Raw genomic sequence first — 15,415 nt, 5'->3', positions numbered from 1 at the left:
CGCTAGAACCCGCGGCGCTGACGAACCAAGGTGTAGGCCTGGTGCAGTTCGCGGGTTTTTTCGGTGGCTTCGCGCACCTGCACCGGGCCGGCACCGCTGCCGGCGACCTTGTCCGGGTGGTGACGACTGAGCAGGCGGCGGTAGGCGCGCTTGATCTGCTCAGGATCACTGGTTTCAGTCACCCCCAGCAGAGTCAGTGCCTGCAGGTAGGTACCGCCGCGGGTTGCCACGGGTCTTTGCTGAGCGTCACGTTCGCCACCCAGCGCCAGTACCTGTTGCCGGGTCCAGCCCAACCAGCCACCCCAAAGCACAATCAGCTCGCGCTCCTGGGGCGCCACCCGGCCATCGGCCAGGATCATCCGCCAACAAGCGCGCAATACCCCTTCTGCCGCATGGGGCTGAGCCTTGAGCCGTTTAAGATAACCGCGTAGCGAATCACTACCCGACTTGCCGCGGTTGAAGGCGGCAATCGCACGCTTTTGCGCGGCGGGCGCCATGTCGAGCTGACGCATTTCCTGGCGCGCCTGCGCGATATGCGGGTCCAGCACCTGCCCACCGCTTTTGGCCAGCCGGCCGAGCAGCACAAACAACAACTCATCGTTGCGCAGCACCTGCCGGGCGCCCAGGCGCTCCAGCAGATCGGCCCAACTGTGCAGTTGCAGGCGCCGGTCCAGTGCCTGCCCCAATAAAGCGCCAAGCATGGCCCCCGGAATACTGGCAATGAAAAAGCCGGCTCCGGCTCCGATCAGAGTCCCTGGCCACAACATGCTAGCGAGCGCCCTTGATCAACGACTCGACCTCGGCCAGCCGCTCGTGCGTACCCACATCCACCCAATGCCCTTGCAATCGTTCACCGGTCACTTGCCCGGCCGCCATTGCCTTGCGCAATAGCGGCGCCAGTTTGAAAGCACCCGCCGTGCAGCCCCTGAACAGCTCGGGGTGGAGCACGGCGATACCGCTGTAGGTCAGCGTATCGGCACCCGCTACACCCTCTTGAACCTGACCTGCGCTGAGGCTGAAGTCCCCGCCCATATGGTGCGCCGGGTTATCCACAAGAACCAGGTGCGCCAGGCCGGTCAATGGCTGGCGCAAGGCGGCAAAGTCGTAATCGGTCCAGATATCACCGTTAACCACAGCAAATGGCGTATCACCGAGCAATGCCAGCGCCTGGAAAATGCCGCCACCGGTTTCCAGCGGTTCACCTTCCGGTGAGTACTGGATGCGGACACCAAACTGCGAGCCGTCGCCCAGATGATCTTCAATCTGCTGGCCCAGCCAGGCGTGGTTGATCACGATGTCGGTAAAGCCCGCCACTGCCAGCGCACGCAGGTGGTACTCGATCAGCGGCACGCCCCCTGCACGAACCAATGGCTTGGGCGTGTGCAGGGTCAGCGGGCGCAGGCGCTCGCCTTTGCCGGCCGCCAGAATCATCGCCTTCATGCATCGACCTCGCGGGTCAGCCCCAGGCTGGCGAACAGTTCACCCAGTTCTGCCAGCTCGGGGCGTCGCGCCAGCACGGCTTCTATATAAGAGAAGAAACGCGGCACATCGGCCAGATAACGCGGTTTTCCGTCGCGATGGCAGATGCGGGCAAAAATACCGATCACTTTCAAATGCCGCTGCACACCCATCAGGTCGCTGGCACGCAGGAACTCTTCAAAGTCGCGTTGCACCGGGATGCCCAACGGCAGTGCCAGTTGCCAGTAATCCTGCAGCCAGTTGCGCACGCGCTCTTCAGGCCAGCTCAGGAACGCATCCTTGAACAGGCAGGTAATGTCGTAGGTCACCGGGCCATACACCGCGTCCTGGAAATCCAGCACACCGGGGTTGGGAATACTGAGCATCAGGTTGCGCGGCATAAAGTCGCGGTGCACCAGCACTTTTGGCTGCGCCAGGGCGCTGTCGATCAGCAGCGCACTGACCCGTTGCCAGGCGGCCTGCTGCTGCTCATTGAAATCCACCCCCAGGTGAGCACGCACATACCACTCGGGGAACAGCTCCAGCTCGCGGCGCAGCAAGGCCACGTCATAGCTGGGCAAAGGCTCGGTCATCGGCAGTTGCTGGAAGGCCAGCAGGGCTTCGATGGCATCCTTGAACAATTCGTCGGCGTTGGTGCTGTTGATCACGTCCAGGAAGGTCTTGTTGCCCAGATCGTTGAGCAAAAGGAAGCCGCGATCGAGGTCCTGAGCATAAATTTTCGGCACATTGATCAGGCAAGTCCGCAGAAAATCAGCAATTTCGACGAAAGGTCTGCAGTTTTCCTGGGGGGGCGGCGCGTCCATGACGACGAAACTGCGCCCTTCACCCTCCCAGCGAAAATAGCGCCGGAAACTCGCATCGCTACTGGCAGCAGTCAGCGTGGCCGGGGGCACAGCACCCCAACCCTCATTCGCGAACACGGTTGCCAACTGTTCATCCAGCCAAACTTTCAGGTGTTGCAGGCGTACATCTTGGTCAGGCATTACAAGGGTCTCCGACGGCGCTAGCCGTCAAGCGGGTCATGCTTTATTATCCAGAATCTTTTCCAGACCATCGATAGGCGTGCGGTCCCCCACCGCGGGCTGATGGCACGCAGGAAGCCCGGACTAATAAGATGGCATTGAAATCCCCCGCGTTTCGTAAAAAATTTCCGTTGCTGGTAACCGGCAGTTTGCTGGCCATGCAACCTCTCGCCACGCCGTTCGCGTTTGCCGAGGAGCAGTATGACTGTTCCGTGTCGGCTACGGGTGGCTGGGATTGCGCACCAAAAACCAACGTGGCGCAACTGCCACCGCGTCCTGCGCATGGCGACGGGTCGGTGGGTGCCAGCGGTGAAACCAGCGAGCAGGCCAAGCAGGCCCCTCTGGTCACCGAGGCCAAAGGCCGCGGGCTCAAGGCGCGCAGCGACGACTACAGCCACCTCGACTGGGTCCCCCGGGACAAGCTGACCGCAGCCCAACTGGCCGAAACCGGCCCGTACTGCTCCGGTTCGTACGTGGAGCCCATCCGTCCGGGCATGAACGACCCCACCAGCAAAAGCGATGCACCGACCTTTATCGGCGCCAAAGCCTCCCGCTATGAGCAGGAAGAGCAGGTGGCGACCCTGGCAGGTGACGTCGTGATGCGTCAGGGCAGCATGCAGATCGAAGCCGACGAAGCCAGCCTGTACCAGGCTGAAAGCCGTGGCGAACTCAATGGCAAGGTGCGCCTGCGCGACAACGGCGCCCTGATCGTCGGCGACCACGCCGATGTGCAGCTGGACACCGGTGCGGCCAAGGTCGACAACGCCGAATACGTGCTGCACAAGTCGCGTATCCGCGGCAGTGCGCTGTATGCCAAGCGTGCTGAAGACTCGATCATCCGCCTCAAGGATGGTACCTACACCACGTGCGAGCCAAGCAGCAACGCCTGGCAGCTCAAGGGCAACAACATCACGTTGAACCCGGCCACCGGTTTCGGTACGGCCACCAACGTGACGCTGCGGGTCAAGGACATTCCAGTGTTCTACACCCCGTACATCTACTTCCCGATCGACGACCGCCGTCAGTCCGGTTTCCTGCCGCCGTCCTTCAGCAGCAGCACCGACACCGGCTTTATGCTCGTGACCCCGTACTACTTCAACCTGGCACCCAACTACGATGCCACGTTGTACCCGCGCTACATGACCAAGCGCGGCCTGTTGATGGAAGGCGAGTTCCGCTACCTGACCGAATCCAGCGAAGGCCAGTTCGGTGCCGCGTACCTCAACGACGACAACGACGACCGCAAGCGCCAGACCGACTACACCGACAAGCGCTACATGCTCAACTGGCAGCACAAGGGCGGCCTGGATTCGCGTGTACTGACCGAAGTCGACTACACCAAGATCAGCGATCCGTATTACTTCCAGGATCTGGAAAGCGACCAGATCGGCGTTGAAAGCCGTGATTACCTGAACCAGCAGGGCGCCGTCAGCTACCGTGGCGATGACTACACTGCCAAGCTGAACGTGCAGGCCTATCAACTGGCCACCGTTACCCAGATCACGCCCTACGACAAACTGCCGCAGCTCACCCTCGATGGCATGCTGCCCACTCACCCGGGTGGCCTGAACTTCGCCTATAACACCGAGCTGGTGCGATTCGACCGCAGCCTGGAAAACGGCAATTACACCAACGAAGATGGCACTGTAGACCCACGCTTGGACAACAACGTGACCGGCCTTGCCCGTGCCAACGGTACACGCCTGAACCTTGCACCAAGTGTCAGCCTGCCGCTGAACTGGAGCTATGGCTTCCTGACGCCGTCCCTCAAGTACATGTACACCCAGTACGATCTGGATCTGGATGGCACTGGCAAGACTCAGTTGGCCACTGCTGGCGGCAAGTTCGACAGCTCGGTCAACCGTAGCGTGCCAATCGCCAGCGTCGACAGCGGCCTGTACTTCGACCGCAACACCAACTGGTTCGGCACCAACTACCGCCAGACCCTGGAGCCGCGTGCGTTCTACCTGTATGTGCCGGAGAAAAATCAGGATGACATCCCGATTTTCGACACCAGCGAAAGCACTTTCAGCTACTCCTCGCTGTGGCGTGACAACCGCTTCACCGGCACCGACCGTGTGGGCGACGAGAACAAGCTGTCGCTGGGCCTGACCAGCCGCCTGATCGAAGACAACGGCTTTGAACGTCAACGCATCAGCGTGGGCCAGGCCTACTACTTCAAGGACCGCAAGGTTCAGTTGCCGGGCATTGACGCAGACCGTGCGGATGCAACCTCCAGCGTGTCGCCGTATGCACTGGAATACGCCTATCGCTTCAACCGCGACTGGCGTGCGACGGCCGACTACAACTGGGACCCAGAGAGCCACAGCCCGCGCTCTGGCAGTGCGATGATGCACTACCAGCCTGAAGACAACCCGAACAAGGTGGTCAACGTCGGCTACCGCTACCGCAACGACCAGGTTCGTTACGACCAGTACACCGGCAAGTGGATTGTGGGCGGCGGTGACTACGGCACCCCTGGCCAACCGGGTTACATCAAGGACTACTACAAGATCCAGCAGCACGACTTCTCGGTTATCTGGCCGATCGTGCCGCAATGGAACGCCATCAGCCGCTGGCAGTACGACTACAACCGCAACCGTACCCTGGAAGCCTTCGGTGGCTTCGAGTACGACAACTGCTGCTGGAAGCTTCGTCTGATCAGCCGTTACTGGGTATCCAACGACGAATACACCCAAGCAGCCCCTCTTAATGAGAAGGGCGACCATGGTCTCTTCCTCCAAGTTGTGCTGAAAGGTCTCGGTGGCGTTGTTGGCACCAAAGTAGAGAGCTTCCTCGACAAAGGCATCCAAGGTTATCGTGAACGTGAAGATCAAGCTTTCTGAGTGTCTGCGCCCGCTAATGCTGGGCGCGTTGTTCCTGGGTACTGCAGCCAGCGCTGCAGTACAGCCCCTGGATAAAGTGGTGGCCATCGTCGACAACGACGTGATCATGCAGAGCCAACTGGACCAGCGTGTCCACGAAGTGCAGCAAACCATCGCCAAGCGCGGCCAGGGCGTACCGCCTGCCAGCGTTCTGGATCAGCAGGTGCTTGAGCGCCTGATCGTCGAAAACCTGCAACTGCAGATCGGCGAACGCTCTGGTATCCGTATCACGGACGAAGAGCTGAACCAGGCCATTGGCACCATTGCCCAGCGCAACAACATGACCATCGAGCAGTTCCGTCAGGCCCTGGCCCACGACGGCCTGTCCTATGAGGATGCCCGCGAGCAGGTACGTCGCGAGATGATCATCAGCCGCGTACGCCAGCGTCGCGTGGCCGAGCGCATTCAGGTCACGGACCAGGAAGTGAAAAACTTCCTGGCCTCGGACCTGGGCAAAATGCAGATGTCCGAAGAGTATCACCTGGCCAATATCCTGATCCCGACGCCTGAAAGCGCGAGTTCGGAAGCCGTCCAGAACGCAGCACGCCAGGCTGAAGAGGTCTACAACAAGCTCAAGCAAGGCGCTGACTTTGCCCAAATGGCCATCGCCCGCTCCGGCAGCGACACGGCACTGGAAGGCGGCGACATGGGCTGGCGTAAAGCGGCTCAACTGCCACCCCCTTTCGACCGCATGCTCAGTGAGATGCCGGTGGGTGACGTGACGCCTCCAGTACGCACGCCAGGCGGCTTTATCATCCTCAAGCTGAACGCAAAACGTGGCGGTGGATCAGTGGTGGTGGACGAAGTCCATGTCCGTCATATCCTGATCAAACCAAGCGAAATTCGTACTGAAGCGCAAACCAAAGAACTGGCAGCCAAAATCTACGACCGCATCTCGTCGGGCGAAGACTTTGCCACTTTGGCCAAGACTTACTCCGAAGACCCGGGTTCCGCCCTCAACGGTGGCGACCTGAACTGGGTTGACCCGAATTCGCTGGTACCGGAATTCCGCGAAGCAATGGCCGACACCCCGCAAGGTGTACTGTCCAAGCCGTTCAAGACCCAATACGGCTGGCATGTTCTGGAAGTCCTTGGCCGTCGTGCCACTGACAGCACCACCCAGGCTCGCGAGCAGCAGGCCATGAACGCTCTGCGTAACCGCAAGTACGATGAAGAGCTGCAATCCTGGCTACGTCAGATCCGCGACGAAGCCTATGTTGAAATCAAGCTGCCAGGCGCAACTGAAACTGACAGCGCAGGCCAGGCCGCGCAGTGAACACACAGCGTTTTGCCCTGACACCCGGCGAACCGGCAGGCATAGGTCCCGACCTGTGCCTGCTGCTCGCCTCGCAACACCAGCCACACCCCCTGATTGCCATCACCAGCCGCGACCTGCTCCTTGAGCGGGCCGCGCAGCTCGGTGTGGCTGTCAGCCTGCTCCCGGTTGGGCCGGGCAACTGGCCCGAACAGCCAGCTCCAGCAGGCAGCCTGTATGTGTGGGACACCCCGCTGAATGCCACGGTTACCGCCGGCAAGCTGGACAAGGCCAATGCCGCCTTTGTGCTGCAGACCCTGACCCGCGCCGCACAAGGCTGCATGGATGGCGACTTTGCCGGCATGATCACCGCCCCGGTGCATAAAGGCGTGATCAACGAAGCAGGCATCCCGTTCTCCGGGCACACCGAATTCCTTGCCGACCTGACCCATACCCCACAGGTCGTGATGATGCTGGCCACCCGCGGATTGCGCGTGGCACTGGTCACCACGCACCTGCCGCTACGTCAGGTCAGCGATGCAATAACCCCCGAGCGACTGATGCGGGTCACCCGCATTCTGCACGCCGACCTACAACAAAAATTCGGCATTGCCCGGCCGCGAATTCTGGTGTGCGGGCTCAACCCCCATGCCGGTGAAGGCGGCCATTTGGGCCATGAAGAAATAGATATCATCGAACCAACCCTGGAGCGCCTGCGCAGCGAGGGCATGGACCTGCGTGGCCCGCTGCCTGCCGACACTCTGTTTACCCCCAAATATCTGGAACACTGCGACGCAGTGCTGGCGATGTACCACGACCAGGGCCTGCCCGTACTCAAGTACAAAGGGTTTGGCGCCGCCGTCAACATCACTCTGGGCTTGCCGATTATCCGCACCTCTGTCGACCACGGCACCGCCCTGGATCTGGCGGGCAGCGGCAAGATCGATACCGGCAGCCTGCAAGTCGCGCTGGAAACCGCCTACCAGATGGCCGAGACCCGTATATGAACGAGCAATACCAACACAAGGCGCGCAAGCGCTTTGGCCAGAACTTCCTGCACGATGCAGGCGTGATTGACCGCATCTTGCGCGCCATCAACGCCAAGGCGGGCGAACGCCTGCTGGAAATCGGCCCGGGCCAGGGCGCCCTGACCGAAGGCATCCTCAACAGCGGTGGGCAGCTCGACGTCGTTGAACTCGACAAGGACCTGGTGCCGATCCTCAACCGCCAGTTTGCTGGCATGAGCAACTTCACCCTGCACCAGGGTGATGCGCTGAAGTTCGACTTCAAAAGCCTCAATGCTGCACCGCGCACCCTGCGTGTGGTCGGTAACCTGCCGTACAACATCTCTACGCCGCTGATTTTTCACCTGCTGAAAAACGCCGACCTGATCCGTGACATGCACTTCATGCTGCAAAAGGAAGTGGTCGAGCGCATGGCCGCCGGCCCTGGTGGTGGTGACTGGGGTCGCCTGTCGATCATGGTTCAGTACCACTGCCGCGTCGAACACCTGTTCAACGTAGGCCCGGGGGCATTCAACCCGCCGCCGAAAGTTGATTCGGCGATTGTCCGCCTGGTGCCTCACGAGGTCCTGCCGCACCCGGCCAAGGATCATCGCCTGCTTGAGCGCGTGGTTCGCGAAGCCTTCAACCAGCGCCGCAAAACCCTGCGCAACACCCTCAAGGCCTTGCTCAGCAACGCTGAAATCGAAGCCGCTGGCGTCGATGGCAGCAAACGCCCGGAGCAACTCGACCTGGCCGCCTTCGTGCGCCTGGCCGACAAGCTGAGCGAGCAACCGGTCGTGGCGCCCGCCGCCGACTGATTGCCGAGAAAAAACGGCTACCCGGCCAGACGCCATGTCTAGCCGGGTACCCGTTGTTTGGCCTAGACTCAGGGATCAGTTTTATCCCGAACTGTGTCTTCGCTTTCAAGTAAGGCCTCTCGCATGCACGATCCCCGCTATCTGGTCGACGTCAGCGTCGTCACACGTTACCTGCCAGAACAATCGCAGCCCGAACATCAGCGCTTTGCCTTTGCCTACACCATTACGGTGCGCAACAACGGCTCAGTCGCCGCCAAACTGCTGTCCCGGCACTGGGTCATCACCGACGGCGACGGTCATGTCGAGGAAGTTCGCGGCGCAGGCGTTGTAGGGCTGCAACCCAAGATTGATCCTGGCAGCGAACACACCTACAGCAGTGGCTCAGTGATCACCACCAAAGTCGGCACCATGCAGGGTAGCTACCTGATGCACGCCGACGACGGCCACGAGTTCAAAGCCATTATTGCGCCCTTCCGCCTCGCGGTACCCGGGGCCCTGCACTGATGGCAGTGTATGCCGTGGGTGATTTGCAAGGTTGCCTGAAACCGCTCAAGCGCCTGCTCGAACGTGTAGCCTTCGACCCTGCCAAAGACAAGCTCTGGCTGGTCGGTGACCTGGTCAACCGCGGCCCTGAATCGCTGGAAACCCTGCGTTTTCTGTACCGTATGCGCGAGTCTCTGGTCTGCGTGCTGGGCAACCATGACCTGCACCTGCTGGCCGTGGGGCGCAATATCGAACGCCTGAAAAAAGGCGATACCCTGCGTGAAATCCTCCAGGCCCCCGACTGCGATGAACTGCTGAACTGGCTTCGCCAGCAACCGTTGCTGTACTACGATGCAGAGCGTGATACCGCACTGGTGCATGCCGGAATACCGCCGCAGTGGACGCTGAAAAAAGCCCTCAAATGCGCCAGCGAAGTCGAACAGGCCCTGCGTGATGACAATCTCATAGGGCCTTACCTTGACGGCATGTACGGCAACGATCCCGCCAAGTGGGACAACGAGCTGACCGGTGTGACCCGCTTGCGGGTTATTACCAACTATTTCACCCGCATGCGTTTTTGTACCCGAGAGGGCAAACTCGACCTCAAAAGCAAAGAAGGCGTCGGTACTGCACCGCCCGGATTCGCGCCGTGGTTCAGCTATAAAGAACGCAAGACCCAGGGCCTCAAGATCATCTTCGGGCACTGGGCCGCACTGGAAGGCAACTGCAAGGAGCCGGGCATCCATGCCCTTGATACCGGTTGCGTCTGGGGCGGGGCCATGACCCTGCTCAATGTCGACACTGGCCAGCGCCTGCTCTGCGACTGCGACGACCCGGGCCTTGCCGCGCCCTCCATTGCTCCACATACCGAGCCATCTTCCCAACCCTTGGGCGCCGGCTAACCGCGCCCGCTGTCAGGCCACAGGAATCCCCCATGACCGAATTCAAACGTATCCCGCCCGAGCAAGCCCAGGCCCTGCGCGAACAAGGCGCCGTCGTCGTTGATGTGCGCGACCCGCAGGCCTTTGCCGCCAGCCATATCAGCGGCGCCAAGCACCTGGACAACCACTCGCTGCATGACTTCATCGCCAACGCCGACCTCGACGCCCCGCTGATCGTGGCCTGCTACCACGGCAACTCCAGCCAGAGTGCAGCCGCGTATCTGGTCGGCCAGGGCTTCAGCGAGGTCTACAGCCTGGATGGTGGCTTCGAGCTGTGGCGCGCCACTTACCCGGACGAAACCGCCCAAAGCCCGGGCGAATAATATTTTTATTAGCCCCAGCCCCCGTGATCAGAGGGCTGGCGGCCCGCCTGACCAACGGTCAGGCGCAACATTTCACGCATCCGCCCTTGACCTCCCGGATTACCAACTATCCTTTACCTCAGGCCATCCAAATCTGGGGAGAGCCGGTACACCGGCGAATGGATCATCGGTAGTAACTTCAAGGGTTTAGCCACCTTGATGGTGTCCTGGGGGGTACACAGCAGCACACATGCTGCTGCATGCCAGCACTCGAACTGACCGATCTATCGCCGACTCCACGTATCGAGCGAGGTGACGTCATGAGTATTTTTAGCCACTTCCAACAACGCTTTGAATCCACACGCCAGGAAGAGCTCACGCTCCAGGAATATCTTGAGCTGTGCAAACAGGACAAAAGCACTTATGCCTCTGCCGCTGAACGGCTACTGCTGGCCATTGGTGAGCCTGAACTACTGGACACCTCAACCGATTCACGGCTATCGCGGATTTTTTCCAACAAGGTGATTCGCCGCTATCCGGCCTTTGAAGACTTCCACGGAATGGAAGAATGCATCGACCAGATCGTTTCCTACTTCCGCCATGCTGCACAGGGCCTGGAAGAGAAAAAGCAAATCCTCTATCTGTTGGGCCCGGTCGGGGGCGGCAAATCATCCCTTGCCGAAAAACTCAAACAGCTGATTGAAAAAGTGCCCTTCTATGCCATCAAGGGTTCACCGGTTTTCGAGTCGCCCCTGGGCCTGTTCAACGCCACCGAAGATGGCGCGATCCTCGAAGAAGACTTCGGCATCCCCAAACGCTACCTGAGCACCATCATGTCGCCGTGGGCCACCAAGCGCCTGGCCGAGTTTGGCGGTGATATCAGCCAGTTCCGCGTGGTTAAACTCTACCCCTCGATCCTCAATCAGATCGGTGTCGCCAAAACCGAACCCGGCGACGAAAACAACCAGGACATTTCGGCCCTGGTCGGCAAGGTCGATATCCGCAAACTGGAAGAATTCCCGCAAAACGACGCCGACGCCTACAGCTACTCGGGCGCCTTGTGCCGGTCCAACCAGGGCTTGATGGAGTTCGTGGAGATGTTCAAGGCACCGATCAAGGTGCTGCACCCACTGCTGACGGCCACCCAGGAAGGCAACTACAACAGCACCGAAGGCCTGGGCGCGATCCCGTTTACTGGCATCCTGCTGGCTCACTCCAACGAATCGGAGTGGCACACCTTCCGCAACAACAAGAACAACGAAGCCTTCATCGACCGGATCTACATCGTCAAAGTGCCGTATTGCCTGCGCGTCAGTGACGAAGTGAAGATCTACGACAAACTGCTGTTCAACAGCTCGCTGGCCAAAGCCCATTGCGCGCCCGACACCCTGAAAATGCTGGCCCAGTTCACCGTACTATCACGGCTCAAAGAGCCGGAAAACTCCAACATCTACTCCAAGATGCGGGTGTATGACGGCGAAAACCTGAAGGATACCGACCCGAAAGCCAAGTCCATCCAGGAGTACCGAGACAACGCGGGTGTCGACGAAGGCATGAATGGCCTGTCGACCCGTTTCGCGTTCAAGATTCTGTCCAAGGTGTTCAACTTCGACCCCCACGAAATTGCCGCCAACCCGGTCCACCTGCTTTATGTGCTCGAACAGCAGATCGAACAGGAACAATTCCAGGCTGAAACCCGTGAGCGCTACCTGCGTTTCCTCAAGGAATACCTGGCGCCGCGCTACATCGAGTTTATCGGCAAGGAAATCCAGACCGCTTACCTGGAGTCCTACAGCGAATACGGGCAAAACATCTTCGATCGTTATGTGCTCTACGCCGACTTCTGGATTCAGGACCAGGAATACCGCGACCCGGAAACCGGCGAGATCCTCAATCGCGTGGCTCTCAACGAAGAGCTGGAGAAAATCGAAAAACCGGCAGGCATCAGCAATCCGAAGGATTTCCGCAACGAGATCGTCAACTTCGTACTGCGTGCCCGCGCCAATAACAACGGCAAAAACCCGACCTGGCTCAGCTACGAGAAGCTGCGGGTGGTGATCGAGAAGAAAATGTTCTCCAACACCGAAGACCTGCTGCCGGTTATCAGCTTCAACGCCAAGGCAAGCAAAGAGGACCAGCAAAAACACAACGACTTCGTCACTCGAATGGTCGAACGTGGCTACACCGACAAACAAGTACGGCTGCTCTCCGAGTGGTACCTGCGGGTCCGCAAGTCGCAGTGAGGCAGTTGTAAGCCTCAAGCCTCAAGCTGCAAGAACAGGCAGGGCAATTGCTTGGACTTGCAGCTTGCAGCTCACAACTTGAAGCTGCCCGGAGGGCCTAATGAGCTATGTGATCGACCGACGCCTCAATGGCAAGAACAAGAGCACGGTTAACCGTCAGCGTTTTCTGCGGCGCTACCGTGACCATATCAAAAAGGCCGTAGAAGAGGCCGTGGGCCGCCGTTCCATTACAGATATGGAACATGGCGAGCAAATCAGCATCCCTGGCCGCGATATCGATGAGCCGGTGCTGCATCACGGCCGTGGTGGCAAGCAAACCGTGGTTCACCCCGGCAACAAGGAATTCACCAGCGGTGAACATATTCCACGCCCTCAAGGTGGCTCGGGAGGTGGCGGCGGGCCAGGCAAAGCGGGCAACTCCGGCGAAGGCATGGATGAGTTCGTGTTCCAGATCACCCAGGAAGAGTTCCTCGAATTCATGTTCGAAGACCTTGAGCTACCCAACCTGGTCAAACGCAACCTGACCGGCACCGACACGTTCAAAACCGTCCGCGCCGGTATCAGCAACGAGGGCAACCCGTCCCGCATCAATATCATCCGCACCCTGCGCTCCGCCCATGCACGGCGCATCGCCCTGTCCGGCAGCAGCCGGGCAAAACTGCGCGAAGCCAAGGCTGAGCTGGAGCGGTTAAAACGCGAAGAACCGGATAACTTCGGCGATATCAAGACCATCGAAGCTGAAATCGAGAAGCTCAGCGCGCGTATTCATCGCGTGCCGTTTCTCGACACCTTCGACCTCAAGTACAACCTGCTGATCAAACAGCCCAACCCCAGCTCCAAAGCCGTCATGTTCTGCCTGATGGACGTTTCAGGCTCCATGACCCAAGCCACCAAAGACATCGCCAAACGCTTTTTCATCCTTCTGTACCTGTTTCTCAAGCGCAACTACGACAAGATTGACGTGGTGTTTATTCGCCATCACACCAGCGCACTGGAGGTCGATGAAGAGGAGTTTTTCTATTCCCGGGAAACCGGCGGCACCATCGTCTCCAGCGCACTCAAATTGATGCAGGAGATCATGGCCGAGCGTTACCCCACCAACGAGTGGAACATCTACGCAGCCCAAGCCTCTGACGGAGACAACTGGAACGACGACTCCCCCATTTGCCGCGACATTCTGATCAACCAGATCATGCCGTTCGTGCAGTACTACACTTATGTAGAGATCACCCCGCGCGAACACCAGGCGCTCTGGTACGAGTACGAACGCATCAGCGAGGCGTTTTCCGACACCTTCGCCCAACAGCAACTGGTCTCGGCCGGCGATATTTACCCGGTCTTCCGTGAACTCTTCCAGCGCAGGTTAGTGACATGACCGCCAAAGAGAATAAGCGCCAACCCATCTCCACCGGCTCAGAGTGGACCTTTGACCTGATCCAGGCCTATGACCGCGAAATCGGCCGCCTGGCTGGCCGCTATGCGCTGGACACCTACCCCAACCAGATCGAAGTCATCACCGCCGAGCAAATGATGGATGCCTACGCATCGGTGGGCATGCCGTTGGGTTATCACCACTGGTCCTACGGCAAACACTTCCTTAGCACTGAAAAATCCTACACCAGGGGCCAGATGGGGCTGGCCTACGAAATCGTTATCAACTCAGACCCCTGCATTGCCTATCTGATGGAAGAAAACACCATCTGCATGCAGGCATTGGTGGTGGCCCATGCTTGCTATGGCCATAACAGCTTCTTCAAGGGCAACTACCTGTTTCGCACCTGGACCGATGCCAGCTCGATCATCGATTACCTGGTGTTCGCCAAGCAGTACATCATGCAGTGCGAGGAGCGCCACGGCATCGACGCGGTGGAAGACCTGCTCGACTCCTGCCATGCCCTGATGAACTACGGGGTGGACCGCTACAAACGGCCTGATCCGATTTCAGCCGAAGAGGAGCGCCGTCGCCAAAAGGAACGCGAGGAGCACCTGCAAAAGCAGATCAACGATTTGTGGCGCACCATCCCCAAAAGCGCAGACAAACTCAGCGAGAAGGACAACGCCCGCTTCCCCGAAGAGCCTCAGGAAAACATTCTGTACTTCCTGGAAAAACACGCGCCCTTGCTGGAGCCCTGGCAGCGTGAAGTTGTGCGCATCGTGCGCAAGATCGCCCAGTACTTTTACCCACAGCGGCAAACCCAGGTGATGAACGAGGGGTGGGCAACTTTTTGGCACTACACCCTGATGAACGACCTCTATGACGAAGGCCTGGTCACCGAAGGCTTTATGATGGAGTTCCTCATTTCCCACACCAGCGTGGTGTTCCAGCCCGGTTTTGACAGCCCCTACTACAGCGGTATCAACCCCTACGCGCTGGGCTTTGCGATGTATTGCGATATCCGGCGCATCTGCGAACACCCTACCGATGAGGATCGCTACTGGTTCCCTGACCTTGCGGGCAGCGACTGGCTGTCGAGCATCAAATTCGCCATGGCCAGCTTCAAGGACGAGAGTTTTATCCTGCAGTACCTGTCACCCAAGGTAATCCGCGACCTGAAGCTGTTCAGCATCATGGACGACGATCAAAAAGACGACTTGCTGGTACCCGCCATCCATGACGAAAACGGCTACCGCATCATTCGCGAAACCCTGGCCGCGCAATACAACCTGGGCAATCGCGAACCCAATATCCAGATCTGGAGCATCGACCGGCGTGGTGACCGCTCACTGACTCTGCGTCACCAGCAACACGACCGCAAACCCTTGGGCGACTCCACCGAAGAAGTTCTCAAGCACCTGCACCGCTTGTGGGGCTTCGACATTCACCTGGAAACACTGCAAGGCGACCAGGTCATGAAGGTCCACCATGTCCCGCCAAAAGGCGACCACGGTGATCTTGACCGTGGTCGCCTGGACATGGGAGCCATTCACCTGTAACCCAAGCCTCCGTTAACACGGCACACGCGTTATCCTGTCGCGCTAACGG

13 protein-coding genes are annotated in these 15,415 nt (G+C 59.3%); 10 read left to right on the top strand and 3 right to left on the bottom strand.

Annotation, left to right across the window (positions count from 1 at the left end):
- Positions 1-2 precede the first annotated feature (2 nt).
- The 3 genes from AB3G35_RS05120 to AB3G35_RS05110 are packed head-to-tail and all read right to left on the bottom strand — an operon-like array spanning position 3 to position 2,462.
- On the bottom strand, positions 3-767 hold the full coding sequence (locus AB3G35_RS05120) for a DnaJ domain-containing protein (RefSeq protein WP_369782361.1): 765 nt from the start codon (positions 765-767) through the stop codon (positions 3-5).
- 1 nt (position 768) lies between these two features.
- Positions 769-1,440, bottom strand: coding sequence for an N-acetylmuramate alpha-1-phosphate uridylyltransferase MurU (gene murU, locus AB3G35_RS05115; RefSeq protein ID WP_134050160.1), 672 nt, complete (start codon positions 1,438-1,440; stop codon positions 769-771).
- Complete coding sequence (locus AB3G35_RS05110) at positions 1,437-2,462, bottom strand: aminoglycoside phosphotransferase family protein (RefSeq protein WP_086795729.1); 1,026 nt, start codon at positions 2,460-2,462, stop codon at positions 1,437-1,439. The genes murU and AB3G35_RS05110 overlap by 4 nt, the downstream gene beginning before the upstream one ends.
- Positions 2,463-2,593: 131 nt before the next feature.
- Between AB3G35_RS05110 and AB3G35_RS05105 the strand changes: the two genes are divergently transcribed.
- The 10 genes from AB3G35_RS05105 (at position 2,594) to AB3G35_RS05060 (ending at position 15,366) form a co-directional block, all read left to right on the top strand.
- Positions 2,594-5,347 (top strand): LPS-assembly protein LptD, encoded by a 2,754-nt coding sequence (locus AB3G35_RS05105; RefSeq protein WP_106115577.1) that lies wholly within the window; start codon positions 2,594-2,596, stop codon positions 5,345-5,347.
- Positions 5,322-6,662 (top strand): peptidylprolyl isomerase SurA, encoded by a 1,341-nt coding sequence (gene surA, locus AB3G35_RS05100; protein WP_169845011.1) that lies wholly within the window; start codon positions 5,322-5,324, stop codon positions 6,660-6,662. Before AB3G35_RS05105 ends, surA begins: the two co-directional genes overlap by 26 nt.
- Positions 6,659-7,648, top strand: coding sequence for a 4-hydroxythreonine-4-phosphate dehydrogenase PdxA (pdxA, locus tag AB3G35_RS05095; RefSeq protein ID WP_134050167.1), 990 nt, complete (start codon positions 6,659-6,661; stop codon positions 7,646-7,648). Before surA ends, pdxA begins: the two co-directional genes overlap by 4 nt.
- Positions 7,645-8,463 (top strand): 16S rRNA (adenine(1518)-N(6)/adenine(1519)-N(6))-dimethyltransferase RsmA, encoded by an 819-nt coding sequence (rsmA, locus tag AB3G35_RS05090; protein ID WP_016782429.1) that lies wholly within the window; start codon positions 7,645-7,647, stop codon positions 8,461-8,463. Before pdxA ends, rsmA begins: the two co-directional genes overlap by 4 nt.
- A gap of 123 nt (positions 8,464-8,586) precedes the next feature.
- Positions 8,587-8,967 carry a Co2+/Mg2+ efflux protein ApaG gene (gene apaG, locus AB3G35_RS05085; protein WP_016782430.1) on the top strand — a complete coding sequence of 127 codons (381 nt, stop codon included), beginning with the start codon at positions 8,587-8,589 and terminating at the stop codon, positions 8,965-8,967.
- Positions 8,967-9,848: a symmetrical bis(5'-nucleosyl)-tetraphosphatase gene (locus tag AB3G35_RS05080; RefSeq protein ID WP_369782360.1), complete on the top strand. Its 882-nt coding sequence runs from the start codon at positions 8,967-8,969 to the stop codon at positions 9,846-9,848. The genes apaG and AB3G35_RS05080 overlap by 1 nt, the downstream gene beginning before the upstream one ends.
- A gap of 32 nt (positions 9,849-9,880) precedes the next feature.
- Positions 9,881-10,210, top strand: a complete 330-nt coding sequence (glpE, locus tag AB3G35_RS05075) for a thiosulfate sulfurtransferase GlpE (protein ID WP_016782432.1) — start codon at positions 9,881-9,883, stop codon at positions 10,208-10,210.
- Positions 10,211-10,509: 299 nt separating this feature from the next.
- The gene (locus AB3G35_RS05070) at positions 10,510-12,432 is read left to right on the top strand and encodes a PrkA family serine protein kinase (RefSeq protein WP_016782433.1); all 1,923 of its coding nucleotides are present in this window, start codon (positions 10,510-10,512) and stop codon (positions 12,430-12,432) included.
- 100 nt (positions 12,433-12,532) lie between these two features.
- Complete coding sequence (locus AB3G35_RS05065) at positions 12,533-13,807, top strand: YeaH/YhbH family protein (RefSeq protein WP_369782359.1); 1,275 nt, start codon at positions 12,533-12,535, stop codon at positions 13,805-13,807.
- Positions 13,804-15,366, top strand: coding sequence for a SpoVR family protein (locus tag AB3G35_RS05060; RefSeq protein WP_016782435.1), 1,563 nt, complete (start codon positions 13,804-13,806; stop codon positions 15,364-15,366). The genes AB3G35_RS05065 and AB3G35_RS05060 overlap by 4 nt, the downstream gene beginning before the upstream one ends.
- Positions 15,367-15,415: the final 49 nt, after the last annotated feature.

The sequence above is a fragment of the Pseudomonas sp. WC2401 genome (assembly GCF_041200115.1).
In the GTDB taxonomy this organism is placed as follows: domain Bacteria; phylum Pseudomonadota; class Gammaproteobacteria; order Pseudomonadales; family Pseudomonadaceae; genus Aquipseudomonas; species Aquipseudomonas fragi.
Note: the sequence above shows the minus strand (reverse complement) of the source record. Positions and strands in the feature narration are given on the sequence as shown.

Coding starts and splice junctions, on each gene's coding strand:
- glpE (WP_016782432.1), top strand. CDS start 9,881: ATGACCGAATTCAAACGTATCCCGCCCGAGCAAGCCCAGGCCCTGCGC.
- murU (WP_134050160.1), bottom strand. CDS start 1,440: ATGAAGGCGATGATTCTGGCGGCCGGCAAAGGCGAGCGCCTGCGCCCG.
- apaG (WP_016782430.1), top strand. CDS start 8,587: ATGCACGATCCCCGCTATCTGGTCGACGTCAGCGTCGTCACACGTTAC.
- AB3G35_RS05070 (WP_016782433.1), top strand. CDS start 10,510: ATGAGTATTTTTAGCCACTTCCAACAACGCTTTGAATCCACACGCCAG.
- AB3G35_RS05120 (WP_369782361.1), bottom strand. CDS start 767: ATGTTGTGGCCAGGGACTCTGATCGGAGCCGGAGCCGGCTTTTTCATT.
- AB3G35_RS05060 (WP_016782435.1), top strand. CDS start 13,804: ATGACCGCCAAAGAGAATAAGCGCCAACCCATCTCCACCGGCTCAGAG.
- rsmA (WP_016782429.1), top strand. CDS start 7,645: ATGAACGAGCAATACCAACACAAGGCGCGCAAGCGCTTTGGCCAGAAC.
- AB3G35_RS05110 (WP_086795729.1), bottom strand. CDS start 2,462: ATGCCTGACCAAGATGTACGCCTGCAACACCTGAAAGTTTGGCTGGAT.
- AB3G35_RS05080 (WP_369782360.1), top strand. CDS start 8,967: ATGGCAGTGTATGCCGTGGGTGATTTGCAAGGTTGCCTGAAACCGCTC.
- AB3G35_RS05105 (WP_106115577.1), top strand. CDS start 2,594: ATGGCATTGAAATCCCCCGCGTTTCGTAAAAAATTTCCGTTGCTGGTA.
- AB3G35_RS05065 (WP_369782359.1), top strand. CDS start 12,533: ATGAGCTATGTGATCGACCGACGCCTCAATGGCAAGAACAAGAGCACG.